The organism is Flavobacterium sp. HSC-61S13 (assembly GCF_024171535.1).
Lineage (GTDB): Bacteria > Bacteroidota > Bacteroidia > Flavobacteriales > Flavobacteriaceae > Flavobacterium.
Window position 1 is genome coordinate 71,711 of sequence record NZ_JALJZV010000016.1, and the last position, 22,655, is coordinate 94,365.

Here is a 22,655-nt window from a genome sequence, read left to right on the forward strand (position 1 = left end):
CCGCTAACTCTGAGAGTAAGCGGTTTAAATTTATTCTGAAACTTCATTCCCTTTTTCATCAAAGAAATGGTATTCTAGAAACGTGTAAGCGTCACGTGGTATAATTTTTATCCATTTTTTATATTCAAAAAACCATTTTGAACGTACTGATGGAAAACCTTTTGTCAGATATGCTGCAACAAAAGGGTGTGTATTCAAAACCACCTTAGGGTGATCTTTTACAATTCTTTCTAGGCTAGACTTGATTTTATCGACAATTAAGATAGGAGCCTCTATTTCTCCGTTTTCATTATTCGGATCTTCTTCTCTTGTCTTGATATTTACTTCTGGTCTAACTCTTTGTCTAGTGATTTGAATCAATCCAAATTTACTAGGAGGCAAGATCTTATGTTTTGCTTTATCATCACTCATTTCTTCTTTGAGGTAATCATATAGTTTTTTTCTATTCTCTGGATTACCCATATCAATAAAATCCACTACAATAATACCACCCATATCGCGGAGTCTGAGTTGTCGAGCAATTTCGGCAGCCGCGATTAAATTGACCTCAAGAGCAGTATCTTCTTGAGACTGAGCTTTGTTAGAGCGATTTCCACTGTTCACATCTATCACATGCAACGCCTCTGTATGTTCTATGATCAGGTAGGCTCCTTTACTCATAGAAACGGTTTTCCCGAAGGAAGTTTTAATCTGGCGTTCAATGTTGTACTTTTCAAAAAGAGGTAACTCTTTTGATTGGTAATGCTTCACTATAGAAACCTTTGAAGGAGCAATCTCTTGCAAATAGTCCTTCGTTTGATAGTACAACTCTTCATCATCTATATATATCCCAGTGAAGGTATCATTGAAAACATCTCTTAAAATCGAAGATGCTCTATTGACCTCACCCAATACTTTAGAGGGATGATGAGCGGTAACTAACCTTTTGCACATACTGTTCCATTTGTCCATTAAGTTTTGCAAGTCTTTATCCAACTCGGCCACTTTCATGCCTTCTGCAACGGTGCGTACAATAACACCAAAGCCTTTCTGTTTGATCGATTGAACCAAGCGCTTTAAACGCTCTTTTTCTTCTTTGGACTCAATCTTTTGTGAAATCGAAATACGATCTGAAAAAGGCACCAGAACTACATATCTACCAGCCAGTGAAAGCTCAGAGCTTATTCTTGGCCCTTTCGTAGAGATTGGTTCTTTGACAACCTGAACCAGAAGCGATTGATTAGCACTCAACACATCCGTGATGGTACCGTCTTTATCAATTTCCTTTTCAAAAGGAATGCTTTTTAGGGAGTAATCTTTTAATTTACCTGCGCTTACAAGTTTCGTGAATTTCAACAGGGTCGGTAGGTTCGGACCTAAGTCATGATAATGAAGGAATGCGTCTTTCTCAAATCCCACATTTACAAATGCAGCATTCAATCCGGCCACTGGTTTTCTTATTTTTGCAATAAAAATATCCCCTACTTGAAAACCGTTATCCTCTTCTTTATCCCTGTGTAATTCAATTAGTTTTCCATCTTTTAATAAGGCAAAATCTACGGCTTCAGAATTGGATCTAATGATTAATTCTTTATTCACACGGTACATTTTTATCCATACTTTGTTGTTGATTGTTTTGACAAGTTAACGCTTAACAAAAAGGTACAGATGGATTAAACAATCTTTTTACAAGTTTATAAAAAACTTATAATTCTTCACTGATTTTAATTATTAAAATATAAATCTATGAAAAAAAATCTAATATATTTCTTTTTTTTAAAAAAAGAAAAAGTAGTTTAAAACTACTTTTTCTTTTTGTGACGGTTAGCTCTCGCTCTTTTTTTACGTTTGTGAGTCGCTACCTTATGTCTTTTTCTTTTTTTACCACTTGGCATAATGTGTGTAGTTTAGAGATTAATACTTATTTAATTTTTACTTCTGTGTTTGATTTAACGCCTTCTACAAATACCTTAGCTGGTTTGAAAGCCGGGATATTGTGTGCTGGAATCTTGATTGTAGTGTTTTTAGAAATGTTTCTTCCCGTTTTCTCAGCTCTTGTCTTGATGATAAAACTTCCGAAACCTCTTAGGTATACGTTATCACCCGATTCTAATGCGTGTTTAACTTCTTCCATAAAAGTTTCAACCGTCGCCTGCACGTCTCCTTTTTCAAGCCCTAATTTCTCCGAAATTTTAGCTACAATGTCTGCTTTCGTCATTTTAGTTATAATTTATTTTATTGTCGTCTGTTTTTTTTAGAGTGTGCAAATATATTAATTAATAATCCAATAATTCAACGTTAATCGATTAAAATTTAATCATATAAAGTTTTAAGTTTGCAGTTCACAAATTTTAAGATGCTTTTTTCTAACAAACTAATTGCTTGGTACTTACAAAACAAACGGGATTTACCTTGGCGTAAAACACAAGATCCCTACGCAATTTGGCTGTCAGAAATTATCTTACAACAGACCCGAGTTGCTCAAGGAATGCCTTATTATGAAGCCTTTCTGACACATTACCCAACAGTACTCGATTTAGCTCAAGCCCCTGAAGATGAAGTATTAAGACTATGGCAAGGCCTGGGGTATTATTCCCGCGCACGTAATCTGCATGCAACAGCAAAAAAAGTAAGCGTCGATTTTAATGGTAACTTCCCCGCTACTTATAAAGAACTTATTTTACTCAAAGGCATCGGCCAATATACCGGAGCAGCTATCGCTTCTTTTGCTTTTGATGAACAAGTAGCCGTAGTCGACGGAAATGTCTTTCGCGTTTTGTCGCGATATTTCGGCATTTTATCCGATATATCTACCTCAACCACGAAAAAGGAATTTACCGCCTTAGCAACTACTTTATTACCTAAAAAACAAGCAGCATTGTTTAATCAGTCCATAATGGATTTTGGCGCTATGCATTGCACACCAAAAAAACCCCTATGCCCCACTTGTCCTTTTAGTGAAAACTGTGTCGCTTATCAAACCAATCAAGTAGCGCTTTTACCCATTAAACTAAGTAAAACCAAAGTCAGCTCACGCTTCCTAAATTACTTGATTTACAAAGACCCACTAAATCAAACACAAATACAACAACGAACCGATAAAGATATTTGGCAACAATTGTATGAGTTTCCACTCATAGAAACCTCAAACACCGTCGAAGAAACCACTATACGCGATCAAATTTACAGCATAGACACCAATAAGTCTACGAAACGTATCACCAAAATGAACTCGGAGCCAATCATCCACAAATTATCACATCGAAAACTACATATTAACTTCTGGGAAATCGAAGTGGACCAGGTACTCAATCAGGGACTTGCCTTTTCTAGCCTTAAAAAGTTTGCTTTTCCAATAGTTATTCATAACTTTATAGTTCAGCATTACGAATAAGGCAACTTCAAACTCTATAAATCTTGAATTTATTTTTCTGTCAATTATGAATGGAACACTCAACAAAGTAACCCTTATTGGTCATCTTGGAGATGACGTAAAAATGCATTATTTCGAAAACGGAAATTGCATTGGTCGTTTTGCTTTAGCAACGAACGAAGTATACATCAATAAAACGACCAACGAAAAAATAACTTCGACAGAATGGCACAATCTAGTAGTCCGAAACAAAGCGGCAGAACTGTGTGAAAAATACCTTTCAAAAGGAGACAAGATCTATATCGAAGGACGTATCCGCAGTCGACAATGGCAGGCAGAAGACGGCACCGCCAAACATACCACAGAAATCCAAGTCATGGAGTTTATATTCCTAAACACCAAAAAAGACACCGATTCCAAGGGAAAAAACACACCCCTATCCGAAAAACAAATCGCGATAAACAATTTTGAAATTCCACGAGAAAACAACGAAGACGACTTGCCTTTTTAAGCTAAAGATTCTATAACAGTAGTATAATTATCCAATCTCAGTAGATCAATCTACACGTACACGAGAATCAAGATAACTATACTACTGCTTTTTTTAAGCACATTGGATCACTTTTTCTCATATTAACGACTAATTTTGCGCGCTAGATTGTATATTTACCCCAAAACAAACTCGTCGAGAAAACACCATTATAAATCTATCATTTCCAATGAAATATCGCATTAGCATACTGAGCATCGTTGCCCTTTTTATAAGCTGTAGTTTTTTATCGTGCAAAGATGCACCACATCCAAAACCCGACGCACTACTGAGCTTAGAATATCCAGTAGCAACCTACGAAAGCTTTAGTGGCGATTGTCATTTTAAATTTGATAAAAACCAATGGGCCAACATACAAAAAAAACCTTCTTGCAGTTTTGAAATTCATTACCCTGAAATGAAGGCAACGGTTTTTATCAACTACAAACCGATAGACAACAACCTTACCGCTTTACTAAAGGATGCTCAAAAACTAACCTACGAGCACTTTATCAAAGCCGACGAGATCACCTCACAACCCTTTATCAACAACAAAGACAAGGTTTACGGCATGTTTTACTCCGTTGAAGGTGATGCAGCCACAAATGCTCAATTCTACGCTACCGACAGCGTTAAGAACTTTATGGTAGCCTCGCTATACTTTTACGCCAAACCAAACTACGACTCCATATTACCCGCAGCAGATTATATCAAAAAAGACATGTATCGCATTATGGAATCCATACAGTGGAAAAGCGAATAAGTTAGAAATCGCTTGGAAAAGGCCATAAAAAAAAGACTGTTTCACCTTGTGAAACAGTCTTTTTTTACACCATCCATACGTTAGAACTTCGTCTCGTTTATTAACTGGCTTTTTTAGCTTCAAAATGAGAAACCTTATAAATTCCATTGGCGATTTTCTCAACCGTTTTGGTAATGGTCTCTGCGTTTTGCTTGGAATCATCAAACTCCAAAGTAGCCTTTTTAGTCTCAAAATCTACTTTAGCCATTTTAACTCCATCCAAAGCAGCTAATTTTGATTCGATCAATTTAGCACAGCCCAAAGCACAAGTCATACCCTCTACTTCAAAGCTGGCTTGTTCAATCGCACCAGTACCACTTACTTCTGTCAAAACCTTTTCTTCTTGATCTGCAGAAACCGCTTCTGGTTTCCCTGCTTCTTTACAAGCAGATAAAAGCACTATGCTCAACGCAAACCCAGCAATATATTTTGTAATTTTCATCGATTATCTATTTAATATACAAATTGTTCTGTAGTACAAAAATACAAAAAAGCAAGCAATACAACTTCGTTTTTTCAATTCAATTGTTTTAAAATTCAATTCTTTATCACTTTAAAATCGATACGGTCTTCTTCATTAATCCAAGCATTTATAAAATAAACACCACTTCTTAAGAAAGATAAACTAATCCTAGCTTCCACAGACTCCTGCACCAATTGACCACTGCTGTTATACACCATTAACCTCGTCCGATCAGTCTCTTTCAATTTAACATATTCAAGGCGTCCATCTATCTCTATCACACGGACCACTTCATACATATCTTCTTCATATTCCACACGTAATAAATCAAAAATCATTTCATAAACCTCTCCAGAATCTCCTCTCATTTCTGAATAGAGCGTAGCTACCGTTTTAGAAGTTCCACACTTATTGCGCACAGTAACTTGAACATCAATAGCCCAAGGCTTTTTAGGTCCTTCTGCTTTTCCTTTTAAAAAACTACCCCGAAAACTCACCTCGTTACTATTGGGATATTTCTTAGGCAAACGCTCCCAATCAAAGCTTTCGATTCCTTGTATGCCAAGAATTCCTTCAGCAGGTTTTAATTGAACATCAACATGTGCTTCAGAACGATCCGATTCTATATAAACACTTGGTCGGCCAACCCAAATATCCCGAACATAGGTATTCCACCCACACTTCTCCGCATAGGTTGTTAATTGCAATCGAACCAAACCATTTGCATTACTATTGGACTTCTTCCGAATCGAAATTTTATCACCACTACCGCCTGTTACTGTAACTAAATCCGCCCCCTTAAGAATCTCCCAATTGTAATAACTAGCCAATTCTGGAGCAGAGAATGTACCCGAGCTACAAACTGGTGTTTGCCCGACAATATTTATCTCAGACTCATTCTCACACCTAAAGTAGCAATTATCCACAACCCCAGTAAAACCCCGAAGCTCCTCCGCCAACCAATCGCCCGTTTTCCGATTAAAGGCAAGGTGCTTTTCATTATCAGTTTTCTCATCCTGGAAAGCTGTGACGAAGTTATCAAACGGAATTCGATATGATCCTGAAGGCGGATTACTCGCCCTATACAACCTAGAGTAATCCTTCTCATTAAAAATTCGCTGTCCCAAACCCACATCCAATCCGCTGTAAACGGGTACAAAATTAAAAGGTCTTAGCTGTAAATTATTATCTAATTTAAAATCATAGTTCCCCCCGGCAAAAATATCTAGCGGAACCTTTGAAGAGGTAATATTTCGAATTTGCTTATAAAGTATCTTGGTTACAGTCCACCTCGCAATTCGAACCCTGTTATAAATTCTGATATAATACCCCAAACTTCTATTTCCAATATTTGGACTTGCATAAATTTCCAAATTAATACCTCCGAAACTACCCCGACTTCCTTCGGCAGGAATATGTCCCCAAACAATAATATCTCCGAAATTGATAAATTGTTTTAAACCACAACCACTACCGTTGCTCATTGCTATATTTCGCGTTTTTTGCGGATACCCCATATCCCTTAACTCTTGCTGCCAATCATCAAACAGACCAGAACTTTCGTTGACCTCCTTAACCAACTGCTGCGTCCCAGCAGCCTGCAACATCGCTCTAACATTATTCCGCATGGTTTTTCTACTGGCCAAAGCAAAATATTCTCGCGGCACATCATAGGCTACATCATTTGCCGCTATCAATACGGCCTGCGGAATATGAGCTCCTTGATGCGGAGCATCTTGAGAAATATACAAACGAGTTTGATGGTCTTCGTTGCGGTTTTCCATGTCGCGCAAGGCATATCTGGCAATAACCCCTCCCATACTTTGCCCCAACACCACGTTGGGCTCCGTACTGCCAGACTCCGCCTTTCGTCTATTGACGTATTTGATGATGTCCTGCAATAAATAGGCATTGCGCTGCAAATAATCGGCACCCGACTCCCAATTGATATAGATGATGTCGTAGGTACTTAATTCCCCGATTAAGCTAAAAGATTCAGCATTCGTATAATTTTCTAAAAAAGTTTTCCATTTCGCCTCACCCAAACCGTCTTTGCCTGGATTTAAACCCGAATCATACCCCTCGGCTACTATTAAGGGTTTTCGGATGATGCAATCAGCTCTGGCATAACGAATCTCCAACATAGCCTCATTAACTTCATTAAGATATGCGCGGGTTCCTTTAAAAAACATTGGAATAACTTTATCACATGCAACTGTTGTTTGCAGAGAAACTACATTTACACTACTCTGACTGTGTATCGACTTTCCGTCAACTAAATCCATTTTAACCCGCCACAAATACGAACCAGATTCTGGGAAATTCACCGTTAACTTCCCACCAAAGTCCAAGGCTTTAAACCCCTCACCGATACCAAAATCAATACTAATTCCCCGGATTGAATCGCCCATATTTGTCCACCACAAGTCCTTTGGAAATTGCACGTTGACATTCAAATTATCTATTTGATTTTTTACGGGCGCCACAGCAAAACTCTGTTTGATTTCGTAGGGATTTTGCCATATTCCAGCAAGGTATTTATCGTAAAATACCTGACCTTCCCGCTCTATCAAAGGCTCCGATTCGTCGTTTTTAAACCGGGCATATTTATAATAGATACCGCTTAAAACAACCTTGTCACTAAGTTGATACGCTTCCCAAAGTTCCTCTACATCTTGCGGAGGAACGATAATCCCGTTATCCTCTGTATCCATTTTCGCCAAACTTAAGGTGCTGGCTATTTGCAAAACCCGATCACCGTCAACAGTATCTCGTAAATGCGGTTCTCTATAAACACCGCTAAATTTTGTGATGTCATCAAACACCAACGATTTGTCCAATAAAATCCCGTAAGGCACCCGCTGTTTTTCCAAACCCGAAAAAACCAGCTCCATATGCGCTTTGACTTCTTCAAAGCTCGAAAACGCGATTTCTTCTTCCTGCTGATTTTGAGCCCCAATATTCGCACTGACTGCCATCATCATCAACCACAGTCCTATTTTTATAATCTTATACCTGCTATTTTTCATCTCACCTTAATGTCATTTCATATTATATTGCATATCAAAACGGCCGTCTCGGATCTTGACCACAGCCCTTTCTTCCGTCCATACATCAAACCAAAACACCCCCGAAACAATTCGCAACTCGGGATCGTGTTTACTGATCGTCAATTCTCCAAAATACTGCTCGGAAGTTCTATAGACAATTGGATTACCAAAACGAATACCATCAGATCCCGTCTGCCATTCATAATACGAAAACTCCCCGTAAGCCCCAAGAGAATCCGAAAACGCCCCTAAACGATAGGTTTTCCCCTCTTCAATTGGATACCCATCTATAGTGATTTTAAGATAGACATCAGACGCAAACGATTTTTTGTATTGCCAAACCATAATAGAAAGACCTTTATCTCCATAATAGTTTAAACCATCACTCGCTGATCGATAATTTGGATGAAATTTCTCTCCATTTACATAACAGCCGAATGTTTTTTTTCCCTCCTGAGTTTTATCCGGTAAATTATCATCGCCCAGTTTACATCCCGCAAACAGCAACACCACTACGATACTTTGTAAAATTTTATTCATCGCCCAATCTTTTATTTCAAACTATATTTCATATCAAAACGGCCGCCGCGGATCTTGACCACAGCTCTTTCTTCCGTCCATACATCAAACCAAAACAAACCCGAAATAATCCGCAACTCGGGATCGTGTTTACTAATCGTCAATTCTCCAAAATACTGCTCGGAAGTATAATACGTTTTTCCCCACCGCCGTCCCGGCTCTCCAGAGTCCACCGAATAAGACAACTCCGCGCAAGCCCCAAGAGAATCCGAAAACACCCCTAAACGATAGGTTTTCCCCTCTTCGATTGGATATCCATCTATGATCATTTTAAGATAGACATCAGACTCAAACGATTTTTTGTATTGTTTAACCATGATAGAAAGACCTTTATCTCCATAATAATTTAAACCATTACTTGCTGATCGATAACTTGGATGAAATTTCTCTCCATTTACATAACAGCCGAATGTTTCTTTTCCCTCTTGAGTTTTATCCGGTAAATTATCATCGCCCAGTTTACATCCCGCAAACAGCAACACCACTACGATACTTTGTAAAATTTTATTCATCGCCCAATCTTTTATTTCAAACTATATTTCATATCAAAACGGCCGCCGCGGATCTTGACCACAGCCCTTTCTTCCGTCCATACATCAAACCAAAACAAACCCGAAATGATCCGCAACTCGGGATTGTGTTTGCTAATCGTCAATTCTCCAAAGTGCTCGAGAGAAGTGTAATAAACTTTTTTCCTTTGAACCCCCGGCATATTCGTATCTACATAATACGATAGCTCGCCAGAAACTCCCAAAGAATCCGAAAACGCCCCTAAACGATAGGTTTTCCCCTCTTCAATTGGATACCCATTTATGGTGATTTTAAGATAGACATCAGACGCAAACGATTTTTTGTATTGCCAAACCATGATAGAAAGACCTTTATCCCCATAATAGTTTAAACCATCACTCGCTGATCGATAATTTGGATGAAATTTCTCTCCATTTAAATAACAGCCGAATGTTTTTTTTCCCTCCTGAGTTTTATCCGGTAAATTATCATCGCCCAGTTTACATCCCGTAAACAGCAATACCAATACGATACTTTGTAAAATTTTATTCATCGCCCAATCTTTTATTTCAAACTATATTTCATATCAAAACGGCCGCCGCGGATCTTGACCATAGCCCTTTCTTCCGTCCATACATCAAACCAAAACACCCCCGAAACAATTCGCAACTCGGGATCGTGTTTACTGATCGTCAATTCTCCAAAATACTGCTCGGAAGTCCTATAGACAATTGGATTACCAAAACGAATACCATCAGATCCCGTCTGCCATTCATAATACGAAAACTCCCCGTAAGCCCCGAGAGAATCCGAAAACGCCCCTAAACGATAGGTTTTCCCCTCTTCAATTGGATACCCATCTATAGTGATTTTAAGATAAACATCAGACGCAAACGATTTTTTGTATTCCTTAACCATTATATAAAGGCCTTCGTCTCCATAATAATTTAAACCATCACTCGCTGATCGATAACTTGGATGAAATTTCTCTCCATTTACATAACAGCCGAATGTTTCTTTTCCCTCTTGAGTTTTATCCGGTAAATTATCATCGCCCAGTTTACATCCCGTAAACAGCAACACCAATACTAATCCCTGTATACATTTCTTCATACGACCTCGTTTTTAACAAACACTATATTTCATATCAAAACGGTAGCCTCAGATTTTAATGTTCATCTTTCAAACCCTCAGCCTTGATTAGCTCTTTGATACGCAAGCGCATTCAAACACCAAAGCGCATTCAAAAAAAGCATAACTACCTATATATAAGACACCTAAAAACCAAACAAGTCATCGATTAAAATGTTAATTAACAAAAAAAGAACACCATACTAGCTAGAATAAAAGCTGAAATATGACTGTAAGATCCAGTCCAATTCGCCTTGTTCGTAAACTATGGTATTCCTTAAACCGACACAGAACGTTCAGTTAGTTGTTTTTTAAAACCAAAAAAGGCAGCAACCTTACGGTTGCTGCCTTACAAAAATTACTTTTTATGGATACTAGAAAAACGGCTTATTTAAAGTCGGCATCAGTAACTCCTTCATTTATTTTTATTTCTGAAACTTTCAATTCGATTTCAATACCCACATTCATCTTGATCGTATAAGGAAATTTAACTCCTTTTACTTCTTTATAATCGGAATAATAAACCTCTTGAACACCGGTTTGTCCACCTTGCTCCACAGTTGTAAAAGTGGCTACTTTTAAGCCCGTTGCCACATCATAGAAATTGGTTTCTTTACCTTCTTTTACAGCATAAGCCTCTTTACCATTAATCATTTCGATACCTGTTAAAGTTACATTTGCCTTATTTTTCAACGTCAATTCAGCAAAGGGATATGCACCTCTTCTCGCTTCTTCTAAGTCCTCACCTGTCAAATCTGCTTTCTGACCTTGTTGAACCATATAACCGGTTTTTGGAGTCACAACCTGTTTTGACATAACATTGCCCATCATCGATTGCTCTGACAACATCTGACCTTTGTCTGTTACTTTTGTCAAACTCTCCAAGGGCATTCCTTGAACAGTTCCAGCTGATTTCATAAGCACGGTACGAACAGCCTTTACAGCCTTCTCTCCACCAATAGCTTTGATATATGAATCCACTACAGTATTTACTGTTACTCCAGCAGGAAGTGGTTTGTTTACCTCTGGTTTTGTCGTTGGGTTACCAAACTTATCGAAATAAGCAATCGGCATTCCCAATTTCTCTAACCCTGGTAATACATCCGCTGCCTTACCCACGATCACTACACGCAATTGCTCCGCCAAGAAATACTTCTGAGCTGCCTTACGAACATCTTCTACCGTCACAGCATTGATATCCTTGATGTAATTTTCATAAAAATCCGCTGGTAATTTATCCAATTCCGTATTTAAAGCATAACGAGCGATCGTTTCCGGTTTTTGAATATCCATTACGAATTTTCCGATATATTTTGCTTTTGCATTTTTTAAATCCTCAGCAGAAACCAACTCTTTTCTAATTTTCTCTACTTCATTAAAGAATTCAGTAACCGCACTGTCCGTTACTACATTTCTCACAGAAGAAGTCGCCTTAAATTTTGCTGGGAATTTTCTAGCATTTCCTATTGATGAATAAGCACCATATGTCCAACCATGTGCCTCGCGAAGATTTAAAAACAACCTTCCTTCACCACCACCACCTAAGATCTGATTCGCCAAGATTGCAGCGAAAAAGTCTTTATCCGTGATTTTTAAATCCACCAAATTAACCAAGGCAATTTCCGATTGAACGGCATTACCCATATCAATAAAATTGATCGCTGCTTGCGGTAGGTTTTGCGGTTTACCCACATTCGATTTTGGAGCCGAAGCTTTTTTCCAGTTGCCAAATAATTTAGTAACTAGTTTTTCTGTTTTCTTATAATCTACATCTCCTACAATAACCAAATATGCATTTTCCGGAACAAAGAAGTCAGCATAATGCTTTTGAACATCTTCAAAGGTCACTTTATTCAAAGTTTCCTCTGTCACAAATTCACCTGCAGGATGATTCACACCGTATACCAAAGCATTTTCAACTCTAGCAGCTACTGCAGTTACACTTTTCTCAGAAGATTTAATACCTTCGATTGCTTTGGCTTTTTCTTTTTCAAACTCCTCTTTGGTGAATTTGGAATGAAGTGCTCCATCGGCCATCAAACTCAATAGGGTTTCCGAGTATTTTGACAAACCGCTGGCATAAGCTCCCTTATCCCAAAATCTAAAATCAGCTCCTAAGAAATCGACTTCTTCATTGAATTGATCTTTAGACATTTTGTCTGTACCTGCTCCCATAATAGCGGAAGCCAAAGTAGACACCCCTGCTTTCTGTCCTTCCAAATACAAAGGAGCATCTAGAGTCAAACTATAGGTAACGCGGGGTAGTTTATGATTTTCAACAATTAATACCTTTAATCCGTTTTTAAGTGTAAACGATTTCGGCTTTTCCACATTTACTGTCGGAGCAGCTCCAGGCTTAGGCTGTGATCTATCTTGTGCTTGCATAGTAGTAATTGCCAAAAACAAGCTTGTTGTTAATATAAATATTTTTTTCATTTTCAAGTTCTATTGCTTATTTTTTAACTGAGTCTTTCACTGGTATATAATCTAAAACCAATCGTTGATTTGAATTAAGGTATTTTTTAGCTACCTCTCTAATCTCTTCTCTGGTCACAGAACGATAAATATCGATTTGTGTGTTAATCAAATTAATATCTCCATACAACAAATAATTTGAAGCCAAATTCTCTGCTAATCCTTCCAAATCTGAATTGCTTTCAACATACTGATTCTCAAAAGTATTTTGAAGCTTTTGGAAATCTCTTTCAGAAATCAATTCCGTTTGAAGTTTCGCGATTTCCACATCGATTTCCTTTACTAAGTCGTTTAATTCAAAACCCTGCATCGGGATTCCATAAACGAAATAGATTCCATAATCTTCTTGACTATAACTAAAAGAAGCTACTTCTAGAGCCATCTTTTTATTATCTACCATTTCCTTATACAATCTAGAGCTTTTCCCTCCAGACAATACCGCAGCGATCATTTCCAACACTCGAGCGTCACGAGTTTTCATTGATGGTGTTCTATAAGCGGTAACCACCATTGGCAACTGAATATTCGGATCTTGGTATTCGGCTTTGATCTCTTTTACGATTGGATCCTCTTCGATATGAGTTCTCTTGATAGCTGGACCTTTTGCAATTTCTCCGAAATACTTTTTAACCCAAGTTTTAGCCTGATCTTTTTCAAAATCACCAGCCACCACTAAGACAGCATTATTAGGGATATAGAATTTTTTATTGAAAGCTAAAAACTCATCTAAAGTCGCAGCGTCCAAATGCTCCATAGAACCAATTGGAGCCCAACGGTATGGATGTTTTACAAAAAGATTTTTCTTTACTTCTGTAAATAAGTTCCCGTATGGTTGATTATCTACACGTAATCTCTTTTCTTCCTTTACCACTTCATTCTGCGTACTCACTCCGATTTGATTGATCACGGGATGCATCAAACGCTCTGATTCCATCCACAAAGCCAATTCTAAATTATTTGAAGGAAAAACCTCGTAATAATAGGTTCTATCATCTGATGTGTTTGCGTTATTCTGACCTCCGTTTGCCGTAACGATTTTAAACCATTCCCCGCGTTGGATATTTTTAGTACCCTCGAAAAGTAAATGCTCAAAAAAGTGAGCGAATCCTGTTCTTTCTGGATTTTCGTCTTTAGCACCAACGTGATACATCACCGAAGTGACCACTACAGGAGCCGATTTGTCTTGATGAAGTACCACATGAAGACCGTTGTCTAACGTATACTCTTCAAAGGCTACTTTTTGAGCTGAGGCTGCCCCACCAATAATTAATGCGGCACTCAAAGCTGTTAAAGATTTTCTCATGGTATATAATTTAATTTTAGGTTTACCCAAAATTAGTCGCCTATCAATAAAAATTGTTACACCTTTAATTATAAAACTTGAACTAATCGTCATTTTTATAGGCTGCTTCAGCTGTAAAAAATTCAATTATAAAACATTAGTTGTAAACCAATAATAAAAATTTGTATATTTGCAGACTTTTAAACATTATATTATGTACGCAATCGTAGAGATAGCAGGGCAACAATTTAAAGTAAGCAAAGACCTAAAAGTTTATGTTCACCGTTTGCCTCAAGAAGAAGGAGCTACTATCAGTTTTGATAAAGTTCTTTTAATTGATGACAACAACAACATTACTTTAGGCGCCCCAGCTATAGAAGGAGCTTCTATCGAAGCCAAAGTATTAAGACACCTACAAGGTGACAAAGTAATCGTCTTCAAGAAGAAAAGAAGAAAAGGTTACAAAAAGAAAAACGGTCACAGACAAGCTTTGACTCAAATTGTTATTGAAGGTATCAATGCAGGAGGAGCAAAGAAAAAAGCGGCTAAAAAAGAAAAAACTGCTGAAGCAGCTGAATAATTATTAACATTTAAAACTAAAACGTCATGGCTCACAAGAAAGGTGTCGGTAGTTCTAAGAACGGTAGAGAATCAGAATCGAAACGCTTAGGTGTTAAGATTTACGGTGGTCAAGCAGCTATTGCTGGAAACATCATCATTAGACAAAGAGGTTCTAAGCACAATCCAGGTGAAAACGTTTACATGGGTAAAGATCATACTTTACATGCAAGAGTTGCTGGAATCGTGAAATTTGAAAAGAAAAGAGACAACAAATCTTTTGTTTCAATTCTTCCATTTGAAGCTTAAATCCTTGTCTTGCTCTTAGCAATAACAGCAAACAAAAATATAAAGACGCTCCTAGAGCGTCTTTTTTTATGGATCAGAGCCAACAGCGTCTTCTTTTACTCTCCCACCCCCGCTTCACTTTATTATTTACTTTTTTTACGAGTAGTATAGAACTATGAATCTCCCTAGCGTATTACCGTACCCAACGACTGCTAATAACACACCAGTCGATTCCGTTCGTCATTCTTCTGACTCCTATTTACCAACTGTAGACTTCTGTAGTTTTTAGTCGTTAGACAACGCTTTTTTACTTATTCCCAACTAATTTTCAGCGATTAATAAGCTGTTTTTAATTATACAGTCAAAAAAAGCTAAAAAAAATAACAACAGCAGTCAAATCACCCCCGTTAAATTAACTGTAAAAATAGAATCAAATACTTTATTTAACAAATAAAAAAGCAATTACACAACCGAATACGCAAAATAAATTAAAAATACACAAATGATAAAAAAAGTTTTTTTTAGTAAATAGTATTATTTATTTTTGGTCTAAATAAAAACAATAATTATATTTTATGAAAAATATCAGAATTTTTGCTTTTCTAGCAATTGCAAGTTTGCTTACAGTAAGTTGTTCAAGCGATGATTCCACACCAAATCTACCTACGGAAACTCAAAAAGAGCTTGAAGCTAAATTCCCGGTAGTTGGAACTTATGAATACGCGCATGGAGCGATGAAGATTCCTTATGTATTCACTGCACAGTCGTTGGTTGTTCAAAACTCCAACATGAGTGGCGAAGACACCGAAGAAGTTGTGGTTAAGGCTTATCAACAAATTAAAGATGGTGTATATAAAATCGTAACAAGAGAGAGTAAAACAGCACAATACACCGCTTTTTTCTTAAGAAATGTGACTAACGAGAGCCTTGAAATCAACATGGACCATAGTTTTGCTACGGAAAAAGAAGCCATCGACAGCAAATATGCTGATCCTAACGAAGGGCCTAATTCTACACATACAAAATTTGGTTGGTTAAAATTAAATAAAGCATCCATTGCATCCATTGCCCTACCGGTTTCTGGAAAATTTATTTTTGACGGAACAAGTCAACCAGGAGGAGGAATATACACCTATGCTTTCACCAATGAAAAAGTGACCTTTGACTCTGGGCATGGTGCTTATGACATGAAAGTTTTAAACTTTAATAAGACAACCAATAAAATACTTTTAGAGGGATTGGATACTAAAGCGGGAACTTTCTATGTGGCTCAATTAAAAGACATAACTACTAAGTCAGTACAAATCGCTAGAGTAACTAAAGCTCCGCTAGAAGGGTCTAACCCTAAAGCAGAGGCAGAAGCGATCTTCAAAGACACTAAAGACTTGGAAGGTAACTTTACAAAATACTACAAGGAAGATGCTATTCTACCAGTTCAAGGAGTATATGAATTTGATGGTACATCAATGGGTGGTGGTATTTACACCTATACTTTCAGCAACGAAACCATCAGTTTTGATTCTGGAACTCCATACAGTATGAAAGTTTTGGCATACAATAAAACACTTAACACCATATTACTAGAAGGTATTGACGCATCGGTTCAAGGTGTATTTTATGTTATAAAACTAGACGCTATTACAGCAACTTCTGTAGCGGTAGGTCGCGATACTTTTAAAGCTACTGCTGACAAACCAAATCCTAAAGATGATGCAACCGCTACTTTTAATGGAAAAACTCCATTCGCAGGTAGATTAACACCTTACCAAAAAAAATAGTTAGTCCGCCTGTTTTATCTCAGTCTGAGATTAAGCTAGTGTTTTATATCTAAGCAGTAATAAGTTAAATCTTATTACTGCTTTTTCGTTTATGAAACACACTGCTTTTTTCCAACGCTCATTTTCTAAGTTAATTTAAGATTCAAAAAGCCTTCATCCAATTTAACTTGTTTTTACAAATCCAGCGAATATACTTTCATAAAAAATATGATTTTCTTATAAAATATAATTAAAATTGAGAAATTAATAAAAAAAACAGGCTTTTTCGAAGATTTATTGCTCTAAAATTAAATGCAATCACAGCGCACAAAACATAACCAACTTAAAATCATAAACATACAAAAAAATTAGTCCCGAAATTTTTTTAACCCCTTACAAATCTTGAACTTAACCGTGTTAACATAAATATCTGTTAAGTTTTTTTAGTTATATTTGGCTAATCACACCCATTAAATCAAGTATACTATGAAACTTAAACTAACCACTCTTATTCTGGTACTGACCGTGCTTTGTAGCTATTGGCTGTTTGCAGACCAGAAATTACAGACGTTTTTGTTTGGCGGCGCTATAGCCGAATCAAACCTCTCGCCTAGCGAGAATCAAGGTTCGATGTTAGCACTTGCTGCTGGCGATATCTTCGTCGAAGACTTCGAATCTGCTACAGCATGGAATTTCATCAATTCCAACACCAACAAATGGCATATTGGAACCGCTGTAAAAAATGGCGGAGCCAAGTCGTTGTATATCTCAGATGACAACGGCACAAGCAATGCTTACAGCGTTGCGAAACTAGGTGAAGACGTGAGTCTAGCGGTTAGTTCCGGGTTTTCCATTCCCGCAGCTACCAAAGACTATATCATCAGTTTTGACTGGCGCAGTGTCGGAGAAGGAAACGATTGGTTTGTCGGTGATGCGCTTACTGTTTGGCTAATTCCCGATAGTTATACACCTCCTAAAAATCTTAGAATAACCCCTGCGAGTTCTGGTGGGCTATTGTTAAAGGCTGACATGTATGGTCAGGCTAGCTTTAAAAAAGAAATTTTAAAAGTGGATTTGAGCCCATACGCAGGTACCAAAATGAAACTGGTCTTTCAATGGGTAAATGATGAATGGGGAGTAGGCCCGCCTCCTGCAGCAATCGACAACATACAGATATACAAAGAAACATGTCAAGAGCCAAAAGACCTGACTGTAAAAGACATAGAACTAGAAAAAGCAACCATCAATTGGACTGCGCCTAATAGTTCCGTTACCGACTATGAGCTATTTATTGGAACAGATGCCCATTATCCAAGTGGACAAACTGGCATTATTAAGGCCAGTGGCGTAACCACACACACTTTTCAAAATTTAATACCGAGTACCTATTATTACGTTTGGTATCGCTCGGTATGCTCCAGCTCCGATCAAAGTTATTGGGCAGGACCGGTTAAATTCATGACCAAATGCGGTGTCTTTAAAGCTCCTTTTTATGAAACCTTTGATACCGATTCACCCAATGTAGAATGTTGGACTTTTGTTCAAAAAAATAGTGATGATGAAACTTCTTTAGAACTCACAACGGGTTATATGATGGAAGGTGATCGTGGCTTAATGTTTAATAGTTACTATGCTAATACCGTTCACGACAGTTATGCAATAACCCCTACCTTTGATTTTAATGGTGGGTTATATAAATTGACCTATTACTATAAAACATCACCTTCTGGAGATAATGAATTCGAGGTACTGTTATCAAATAGCGGTATAGATACCAATAATTTTACAACGGTAGTTAAAGCCAAACAAAAATATCAAAAATCTGAATACGTAAAAGAAACGATCTTTTTAACGGGAATTACAGGCAAAGTCAATATAGCCTGGCACATTAATTCTATCGGCGAGGCTACTTTTCATTTAGACAATGTAAGCTTAGAAAGTGTGGGTTGTACCGAACCATTAAATACAGCCGTATCAGATATTAAAACCAATAGTGCTCAATTTAATTGGGATGATGCTATAGCTAAAGAGTGGGAATACGCTGTTGTAAATTCAAATAGTGGCTCACCAACAACCTCTGGTACAAAAACTACTACGACCACTGTAGCTATTACCAAAGATGTTTCTGGTAATTCGCTTACTTCCGATACCCAATATGATTTTTATGTTCGCGCTAAGTGTTTGGACGGCACTATGGGTGAATGGATGGGACCTATAACATTTAAAACCGCTTGTGATGCTAGAAATGTCCCTTATAAAGAAGGATTTGATAAGGCTGGGGAAAGTGATCTCGCTTGTTGGACTATCTTAGACATCAATAATGACGGGACAAATTGGGGCAATATCTGGAAACAGTCAGAATGGACAGTATATAAGGGTGATCATTGTATGTATTACTCGGGATCCTCTCCTGAGAACGACGATTGGTTAATTTCTCCAGGATTCAATTTAAAAGGCGGCCTATATGCCGTTACTTTTTATTATCAACTGGATCAGAATACTACGGGGAATTTAGAAGTAAAACTTTCTACCTCTGGAGTCTCTCCGGCTTCCTTTACAAAAACCATCGGAACAACACTGCCGTATAAGGGCGCTTTTTACACCAAAAAAGTGGTTTATGTAGATGGAGTTAATGGAGTTGCCAATATTGGTTTTCATATGACGGGCACCAACGGTTCCCTGCAAATCGATGAATTTAGTATTGAACAGACTAATTGCCGTATACCAGAAGATCTTACTATTACTGACATCGGAACTGCCAGCGTTGACTTAACGTGGACAGACCCTAGCAGTACTAAATGGGAATATTTCCTTGCTGTTGAGGATGGTTTAAATACGCTTCCCGTTGGTTCAGGTACGAATGCTACCACAACCTCGATTAAAGCAAATCGAGTTAATGGAACCAACGCGTCGTTAGAACCCAACAAAGAATACAAAATCTTTGTGCGTTCCTCATGCGGACCGGGTCTATACAGCGAATGGGTAGGACCGATCAAATTCAGAACAGACTGTTTGATCATGACTTTACCGTATCAAGAAGGATTTAACAGCGATTCAGAAACTCAGTATTGCTGGAAAATAGTCGATGGAAACAACGACAAACCATCGTATGGTGGATTTGGCGAATGGTTTACTGTGGATTATCAGGCTTACGAGGGAGATAGATCGATGTATTTTACAAACTTAAACGGGCCTAATAACGATGATTGGTTGATGTCACCACTTTTTAAGTTCGATAAAAAGAAAATTTATCGCGTGACGTATATGCACCGTACAGAACCAGGGATTAAATCGGAATTTGCAGTTAAGCTTTCCAATACTGGACGTGAACAAGCCAAATACACTAAAGTTTTGTTGGCTAACGCCACTTATGACAATGTTCCGTGGAAAAAACACAAATTTTTACTTTCTGATATCGACGGTGACGTAAGCATTGCTTTTCACGTTACTGATTACAAAAATAATGGATCCCTAACTTATATTGATGATTTTAAAATCGAAGAAGTAACCACTTGTACTGAACCGATGAAACAAGGTGCTGAAAACATCACAGGTACCGCTGCCGATATTTTCTGGGATAATGATTTCGGAACGACGAACTGGGAATATTATGTTAGAAAGAAAGCCTTTTTGATTGCACCGCCGCTTACCAATGGTATTGCTATCAATAAGAATAAAGTAACGGTTACCAAAGATTACTTCGGAGCAAATTTAGAGGGCAATACTTGGTATGAATTTTATGTTCGCACACTTTGTGGCGACACTTCAAAAACCGAGTGGACAGGACCGTATTATTTTAGAACAGACTGTACCTTTTATAACTTACCGTATTGGGAAGGATTTAATGGGGACGACAATTCATTGCGTTGCTGGACCATGGTCAACGGCAATACCGGGGCCAGCTTGTGGAAACAAAGAACAACCAATCTGTTTGAAGGGTCACACTCGATGAATTTTACGCAGTCAGGTAATGCTGCTGCTAACGATTGGTTTATCTCTCCATTGTTTAAAAATCTGGATCCAACCAAGACTTATAGAGTTAAATTCAACTATAAAGGTACTGGTTCGGGAGCCAACGAGATGGAAGTTTTGGCATCGACAAAAACGATGGCATTGGCGGATTTTACGCAAGTCATTGCACCGAAAATGAGTTATAGTTCTGCAATTTTCAAAGATGGTATTTCTTATTTTACGGGAATTTCTGGCGATATGTATTTGGCGTTCCGCGTTAGTGGAACAGGAGCTAAAAACATCACGATCGACAACTTGTTTATCGACGAGGTTACGACTTGTGGGCAACCGCTTAAAATGGAAGTAAAAAACATTTTGGGAACCAGTGTCAATTTAGTATGGCAAGATGCTTTTAAAGCTACTGCTTGGCAATATATGATTCAGGAGACCAAACAAATTCCTCCAACAGCAAAAGATGCAGGTACACCAACCTCATCTAGTGATTTTGTAGCGACTAAAGACATCACAGGTAAAAACCTTGAACCAAATACTGACTACGTATATTACGTTCGTACAGATTGTGGTAACGGCAGCTTTAGTGAATGGACGGGTCCAATAGCGTTTACTACGGCTTGTGATATTTATACGGTTCCGTTTGTAGCCGGATTCAATAGCAACTCCCAACAACTTCGTTGTTGGACTATAGCACAAGGACCTGGTGGCACAACAACATGGTCTGCAAATTCCGACTGGGCTTTAGAAGGAGACCAATTGATGCAATTCAGTCAAACGAGAGCGACAGCGCAGGCCGATGGGTATTTGATTTCTCCAACGATTGCTTTAGAAGCCGGATCAAACTATGTTTTGAAGTATTACTACAAAACAGATCTCAGAAACATGAATGAGTTTGAAGTATTGTTATCTACTACAGGTACAGCTATTTCAAACTTTACCACGACCCTTTTAAGCAAAAAAGCCTATAATAACGATAATTATATACAGGAAACCATTTTTATACCTGGTAGAGCTGGAAATATAAATATCGCATGGCATACGATGACCAAAGGCCCGATGACTGTGGGGATTGATTATGTAACGATTGAGAAATCGGGCGCATGTCCAGAGCCGACAAATGTAAAAGTAACCGACTTCACAGCCAACACCATTGATGTAGAATGGACGCAGAGTGGTGGTATTACACAGTGGGAGGTTTTCGTAACTGAATATGGAGTGGCTATCCCTACAGGAGCAGTCGGTGTAGTGGTTAACGGCACACCAAAATACAAGGCTACTGGACTTACAAGCGGAAAAGCGTATCATATTTATGTTCGCGCAAAATGTGCTGGTGGCACTGATAAGAGCAACTGGTCAACACCTGCAAATGGACCAACTAAGATCACTACCAATGAAGAATGTAAAGGAGCTATAAACATTCCAGTTAACTCAGGTTCTGACTGTATTAAAAAAATAGGTGTATCTACAGTTGACTCGAAAGAAATAGATCAGAGCACCTTTTCTAAGTGTATGGATTACCAACATACCAATGAAATGTGGTTTGAATTTACTGCTACAGCAACCTCTCATTTAATCTCATTTGGCAACATTATTGGGGTTAATAAATTAGAATCCCCAGCTTTGGCGTTTGATATTTATTCCGGTCAATGTGCTTCTATATTCACTTCTTTAGTAGAATGTAATAAGTTTGAAGGCTCTTATGGAAATCCATCTAAAGACGATAAAGCCAAAACGATAAGCGGATTAACACCGGGCAATAAATATTATGTTAGAGTAGCTGTACCCGCAGGAGAATTTTTATTCAACATCTGTATCACCACTAGTGAATACAAATATGTTACGGTTAGCAAAAACGGTGACAAATACACCACAGAAGAATTGGTTAAAGATATTTTGATTCAATCGGACTGTGA

At 37.9% G+C, this 22,655-nt stretch carries 17 protein-coding genes; 7 read left to right on the forward strand and 10 right to left on the reverse strand.

Annotation, left to right across the window (positions count from 1 at the left end; translation table 11 throughout):
- Positions 1-30: 30 nt before the first annotated feature.
- Together L1275_RS13700 and L1275_RS13705 are read right to left on the reverse strand one after the other, a co-directional pair.
- Entirely contained in the window at positions 31-1,578 is a 1,548-nt protein-coding gene (locus L1275_RS13700; RefSeq protein ID WP_219290281.1) for a ribonuclease E/G, read from the reverse strand.
- Positions 1,579-1,900: 322 nt separating this feature from the next.
- Positions 1,901-2,197 (reverse strand): HU family DNA-binding protein, encoded by a 297-nt coding sequence (locus L1275_RS13705; protein ID WP_253474448.1) that lies wholly within the window; start codon positions 2,195-2,197, stop codon positions 1,901-1,903.
- Positions 2,198-2,335: 138 nt separating this feature from the next.
- Here L1275_RS13705 and mutY point away from each other — a divergent pair, with 138 nt between their 5' ends.
- The 3 genes from mutY to gldD all read left to right on the forward strand — a co-directional run bounded on the left by mutY (position 2,336) and on the right by gldD (position 4,644).
- Complete coding sequence (mutY, locus tag L1275_RS13710) at positions 2,336-3,373, forward strand: A/G-specific adenine glycosylase (RefSeq protein WP_253474451.1); 1,038 nt, start codon at positions 2,336-2,338, stop codon at positions 3,371-3,373.
- Positions 3,374-3,419: 46 nt separating this feature from the next.
- Positions 3,420-3,863, forward strand: coding sequence for a single-stranded DNA-binding protein (locus L1275_RS13715; protein WP_253474454.1), 444 nt, complete (start codon positions 3,420-3,422; stop codon positions 3,861-3,863).
- A 208-nt stretch (positions 3,864-4,071) separates the two neighbouring features.
- Positions 4,072-4,644, forward strand: coding sequence for a gliding motility lipoprotein GldD (gldD, locus tag L1275_RS13720; RefSeq protein WP_253474456.1), 573 nt, complete (start codon positions 4,072-4,074; stop codon positions 4,642-4,644).
- 100 nt (positions 4,645-4,744) lie between these two features.
- Here gldD and L1275_RS13725 read toward each other — a convergent pair whose 3' ends face one another.
- The 8 genes from L1275_RS13725 to L1275_RS13760 all read right to left on the reverse strand — a co-directional run bounded on the left by L1275_RS13725 (position 4,745) and on the right by L1275_RS13760 (position 14,194).
- Positions 4,745-5,125, reverse strand: coding sequence for a heavy-metal-associated domain-containing protein (locus L1275_RS13725; protein WP_253474459.1), 381 nt, complete (start codon positions 5,123-5,125; stop codon positions 4,745-4,747).
- Between the two features lie 95 nt (positions 5,126-5,220).
- Positions 5,221-8,175, reverse strand: a complete 2,955-nt coding sequence (locus L1275_RS13730) for a hypothetical protein (protein WP_253474462.1) — start codon at positions 8,173-8,175, stop codon at positions 5,221-5,223.
- A 12-nt stretch (positions 8,176-8,187) separates the two neighbouring features.
- Entirely contained in the window at positions 8,188-8,736 is a 549-nt protein-coding gene (locus L1275_RS13735) for a hypothetical protein (RefSeq protein ID WP_253474465.1), read from the reverse strand.
- Positions 8,737-8,747: 11 nt separating this feature from the next.
- Positions 8,748-9,287, reverse strand: coding sequence for a hypothetical protein (locus tag L1275_RS13740; RefSeq protein ID WP_253474468.1), 540 nt, complete (start codon positions 9,285-9,287; stop codon positions 8,748-8,750).
- A gap of 11 nt (positions 9,288-9,298) precedes the next feature.
- Positions 9,299-9,838 carry a hypothetical protein gene (locus tag L1275_RS13745; RefSeq protein WP_253474471.1) on the reverse strand — a complete coding sequence of 180 codons (540 nt, stop codon included), beginning with the start codon at positions 9,836-9,838 and terminating at the stop codon, positions 9,299-9,301.
- A gap of 11 nt (positions 9,839-9,849) precedes the next feature.
- A complete protein-coding gene (locus L1275_RS13750; RefSeq protein ID WP_253474474.1) occupies positions 9,850-10,398 on the reverse strand; it encodes a hypothetical protein in 549 nt (182 codons plus the stop codon).
- Positions 10,399-10,803: 405 nt separating this feature from the next.
- Positions 10,804-12,852: a pitrilysin family protein gene (locus L1275_RS13755; RefSeq protein ID WP_253474477.1), complete on the reverse strand. Its 2,049-nt coding sequence runs from the start codon at positions 12,850-12,852 to the stop codon at positions 10,804-10,806.
- Positions 12,853-12,868: 16 nt separating this feature from the next.
- Positions 12,869-14,194 (reverse strand): pitrilysin family protein, encoded by a 1,326-nt coding sequence (locus L1275_RS13760; RefSeq protein ID WP_253474480.1) that lies wholly within the window; start codon positions 14,192-14,194, stop codon positions 12,869-12,871.
- 193 nt (positions 14,195-14,387) lie between these two features.
- On the opposite strand from L1275_RS13760, the gene rplU reads away from it, so the two are divergent.
- From rplU to L1275_RS13780, 4 genes are all read left to right on the forward strand, one after another.
- Entirely contained in the window at positions 14,388-14,753 is a 366-nt protein-coding gene (gene rplU, locus L1275_RS13765) for a 50S ribosomal protein L21 (protein WP_219290314.1), read from the forward strand.
- Positions 14,754-14,779: 26 nt separating this feature from the next.
- Positions 14,780-15,040, forward strand: coding sequence for a 50S ribosomal protein L27 (gene rpmA, locus L1275_RS13770; protein ID WP_219290319.1), 261 nt, complete (start codon positions 14,780-14,782; stop codon positions 15,038-15,040).
- Between the two features lie 554 nt (positions 15,041-15,594).
- On the forward strand, positions 15,595-16,797 hold the full coding sequence (locus L1275_RS13775; RefSeq protein ID WP_253474483.1) for a hypothetical protein: 1,203 nt from the start codon (positions 15,595-15,597) through the stop codon (positions 16,795-16,797).
- A gap of 465 nt (positions 16,798-17,262) precedes the next feature.
- The coding region (locus L1275_RS13780; protein ID WP_253474486.1) for a choice-of-anchor J domain-containing protein at positions 17,263-22,655 on the forward strand (5,393 nt) is incomplete at its 3' end.

What these genes read in the sequence shown, in the direction of transcription:
- rplU (WP_219290314.1), top strand. Translation starts at nt 14,388, where the DNA reads ATGTACGCAATCGTAGAGATAGCAGGGCAACAATTTAAAGTAAGCAAA.
- L1275_RS13705 (WP_253474448.1), bottom strand. Translation starts at nt 2,197, where the DNA reads ATGACGAAAGCAGACATTGTAGCTAAAATTTCGGAGAAATTAGGGCTT.
- L1275_RS13725 (WP_253474459.1), bottom strand. Translation starts at nt 5,125, where the DNA reads ATGAAAATTACAAAATATATTGCTGGGTTTGCGTTGAGCATAGTGCTT.
- mutY (WP_253474451.1), top strand. Translation starts at nt 2,336, where the DNA reads ATGCTTTTTTCTAACAAACTAATTGCTTGGTACTTACAAAACAAACGG.
- L1275_RS13755 (WP_253474477.1), bottom strand. Translation starts at nt 12,852, where the DNA reads ATGAAAAAAATATTTATATTAACAACAAGCTTGTTTTTGGCAATTACT.
- L1275_RS13715 (WP_253474454.1), top strand. Translation starts at nt 3,420, where the DNA reads ATGAATGGAACACTCAACAAAGTAACCCTTATTGGTCATCTTGGAGAT.
- L1275_RS13730 (WP_253474462.1), bottom strand. Translation starts at nt 8,175, where the DNA reads ATGAAAAATAGCAGGTATAAGATTATAAAAATAGGACTGTGGTTGATG.
- L1275_RS13750 (WP_253474474.1), bottom strand. Translation starts at nt 10,398, where the DNA reads ATGAAGAAATGTATACAGGGATTAGTATTGGTGTTGCTGTTTACGGGA.
- L1275_RS13735 (WP_253474465.1), bottom strand. Translation starts at nt 8,736, where the DNA reads ATGAATAAAATTTTACAAAGTATCGTAGTGGTGTTGCTGTTTGCGGGA.
- L1275_RS13760 (WP_253474480.1), bottom strand. Translation starts at nt 14,194, where the DNA reads ATGAGAAAATCTTTAACAGCTTTGAGTGCCGCATTAATTATTGGTGGG.
- L1275_RS13740 (WP_253474468.1), bottom strand. Translation starts at nt 9,287, where the DNA reads ATGAATAAAATTTTACAAAGTATCGTAGTGGTGTTGCTGTTTGCGGGA.
- rpmA (WP_219290319.1), top strand. Translation starts at nt 14,780, where the DNA reads ATGGCTCACAAGAAAGGTGTCGGTAGTTCTAAGAACGGTAGAGAATCA.
- L1275_RS13745 (WP_253474471.1), bottom strand. Translation starts at nt 9,838, where the DNA reads ATGAATAAAATTTTACAAAGTATCGTATTGGTATTGCTGTTTACGGGA.
- gldD (WP_253474456.1), top strand. Translation starts at nt 4,072, where the DNA reads ATGAAATATCGCATTAGCATACTGAGCATCGTTGCCCTTTTTATAAGC.
- L1275_RS13775 (WP_253474483.1), top strand. Translation starts at nt 15,595, where the DNA reads ATGAAAAATATCAGAATTTTTGCTTTTCTAGCAATTGCAAGTTTGCTT.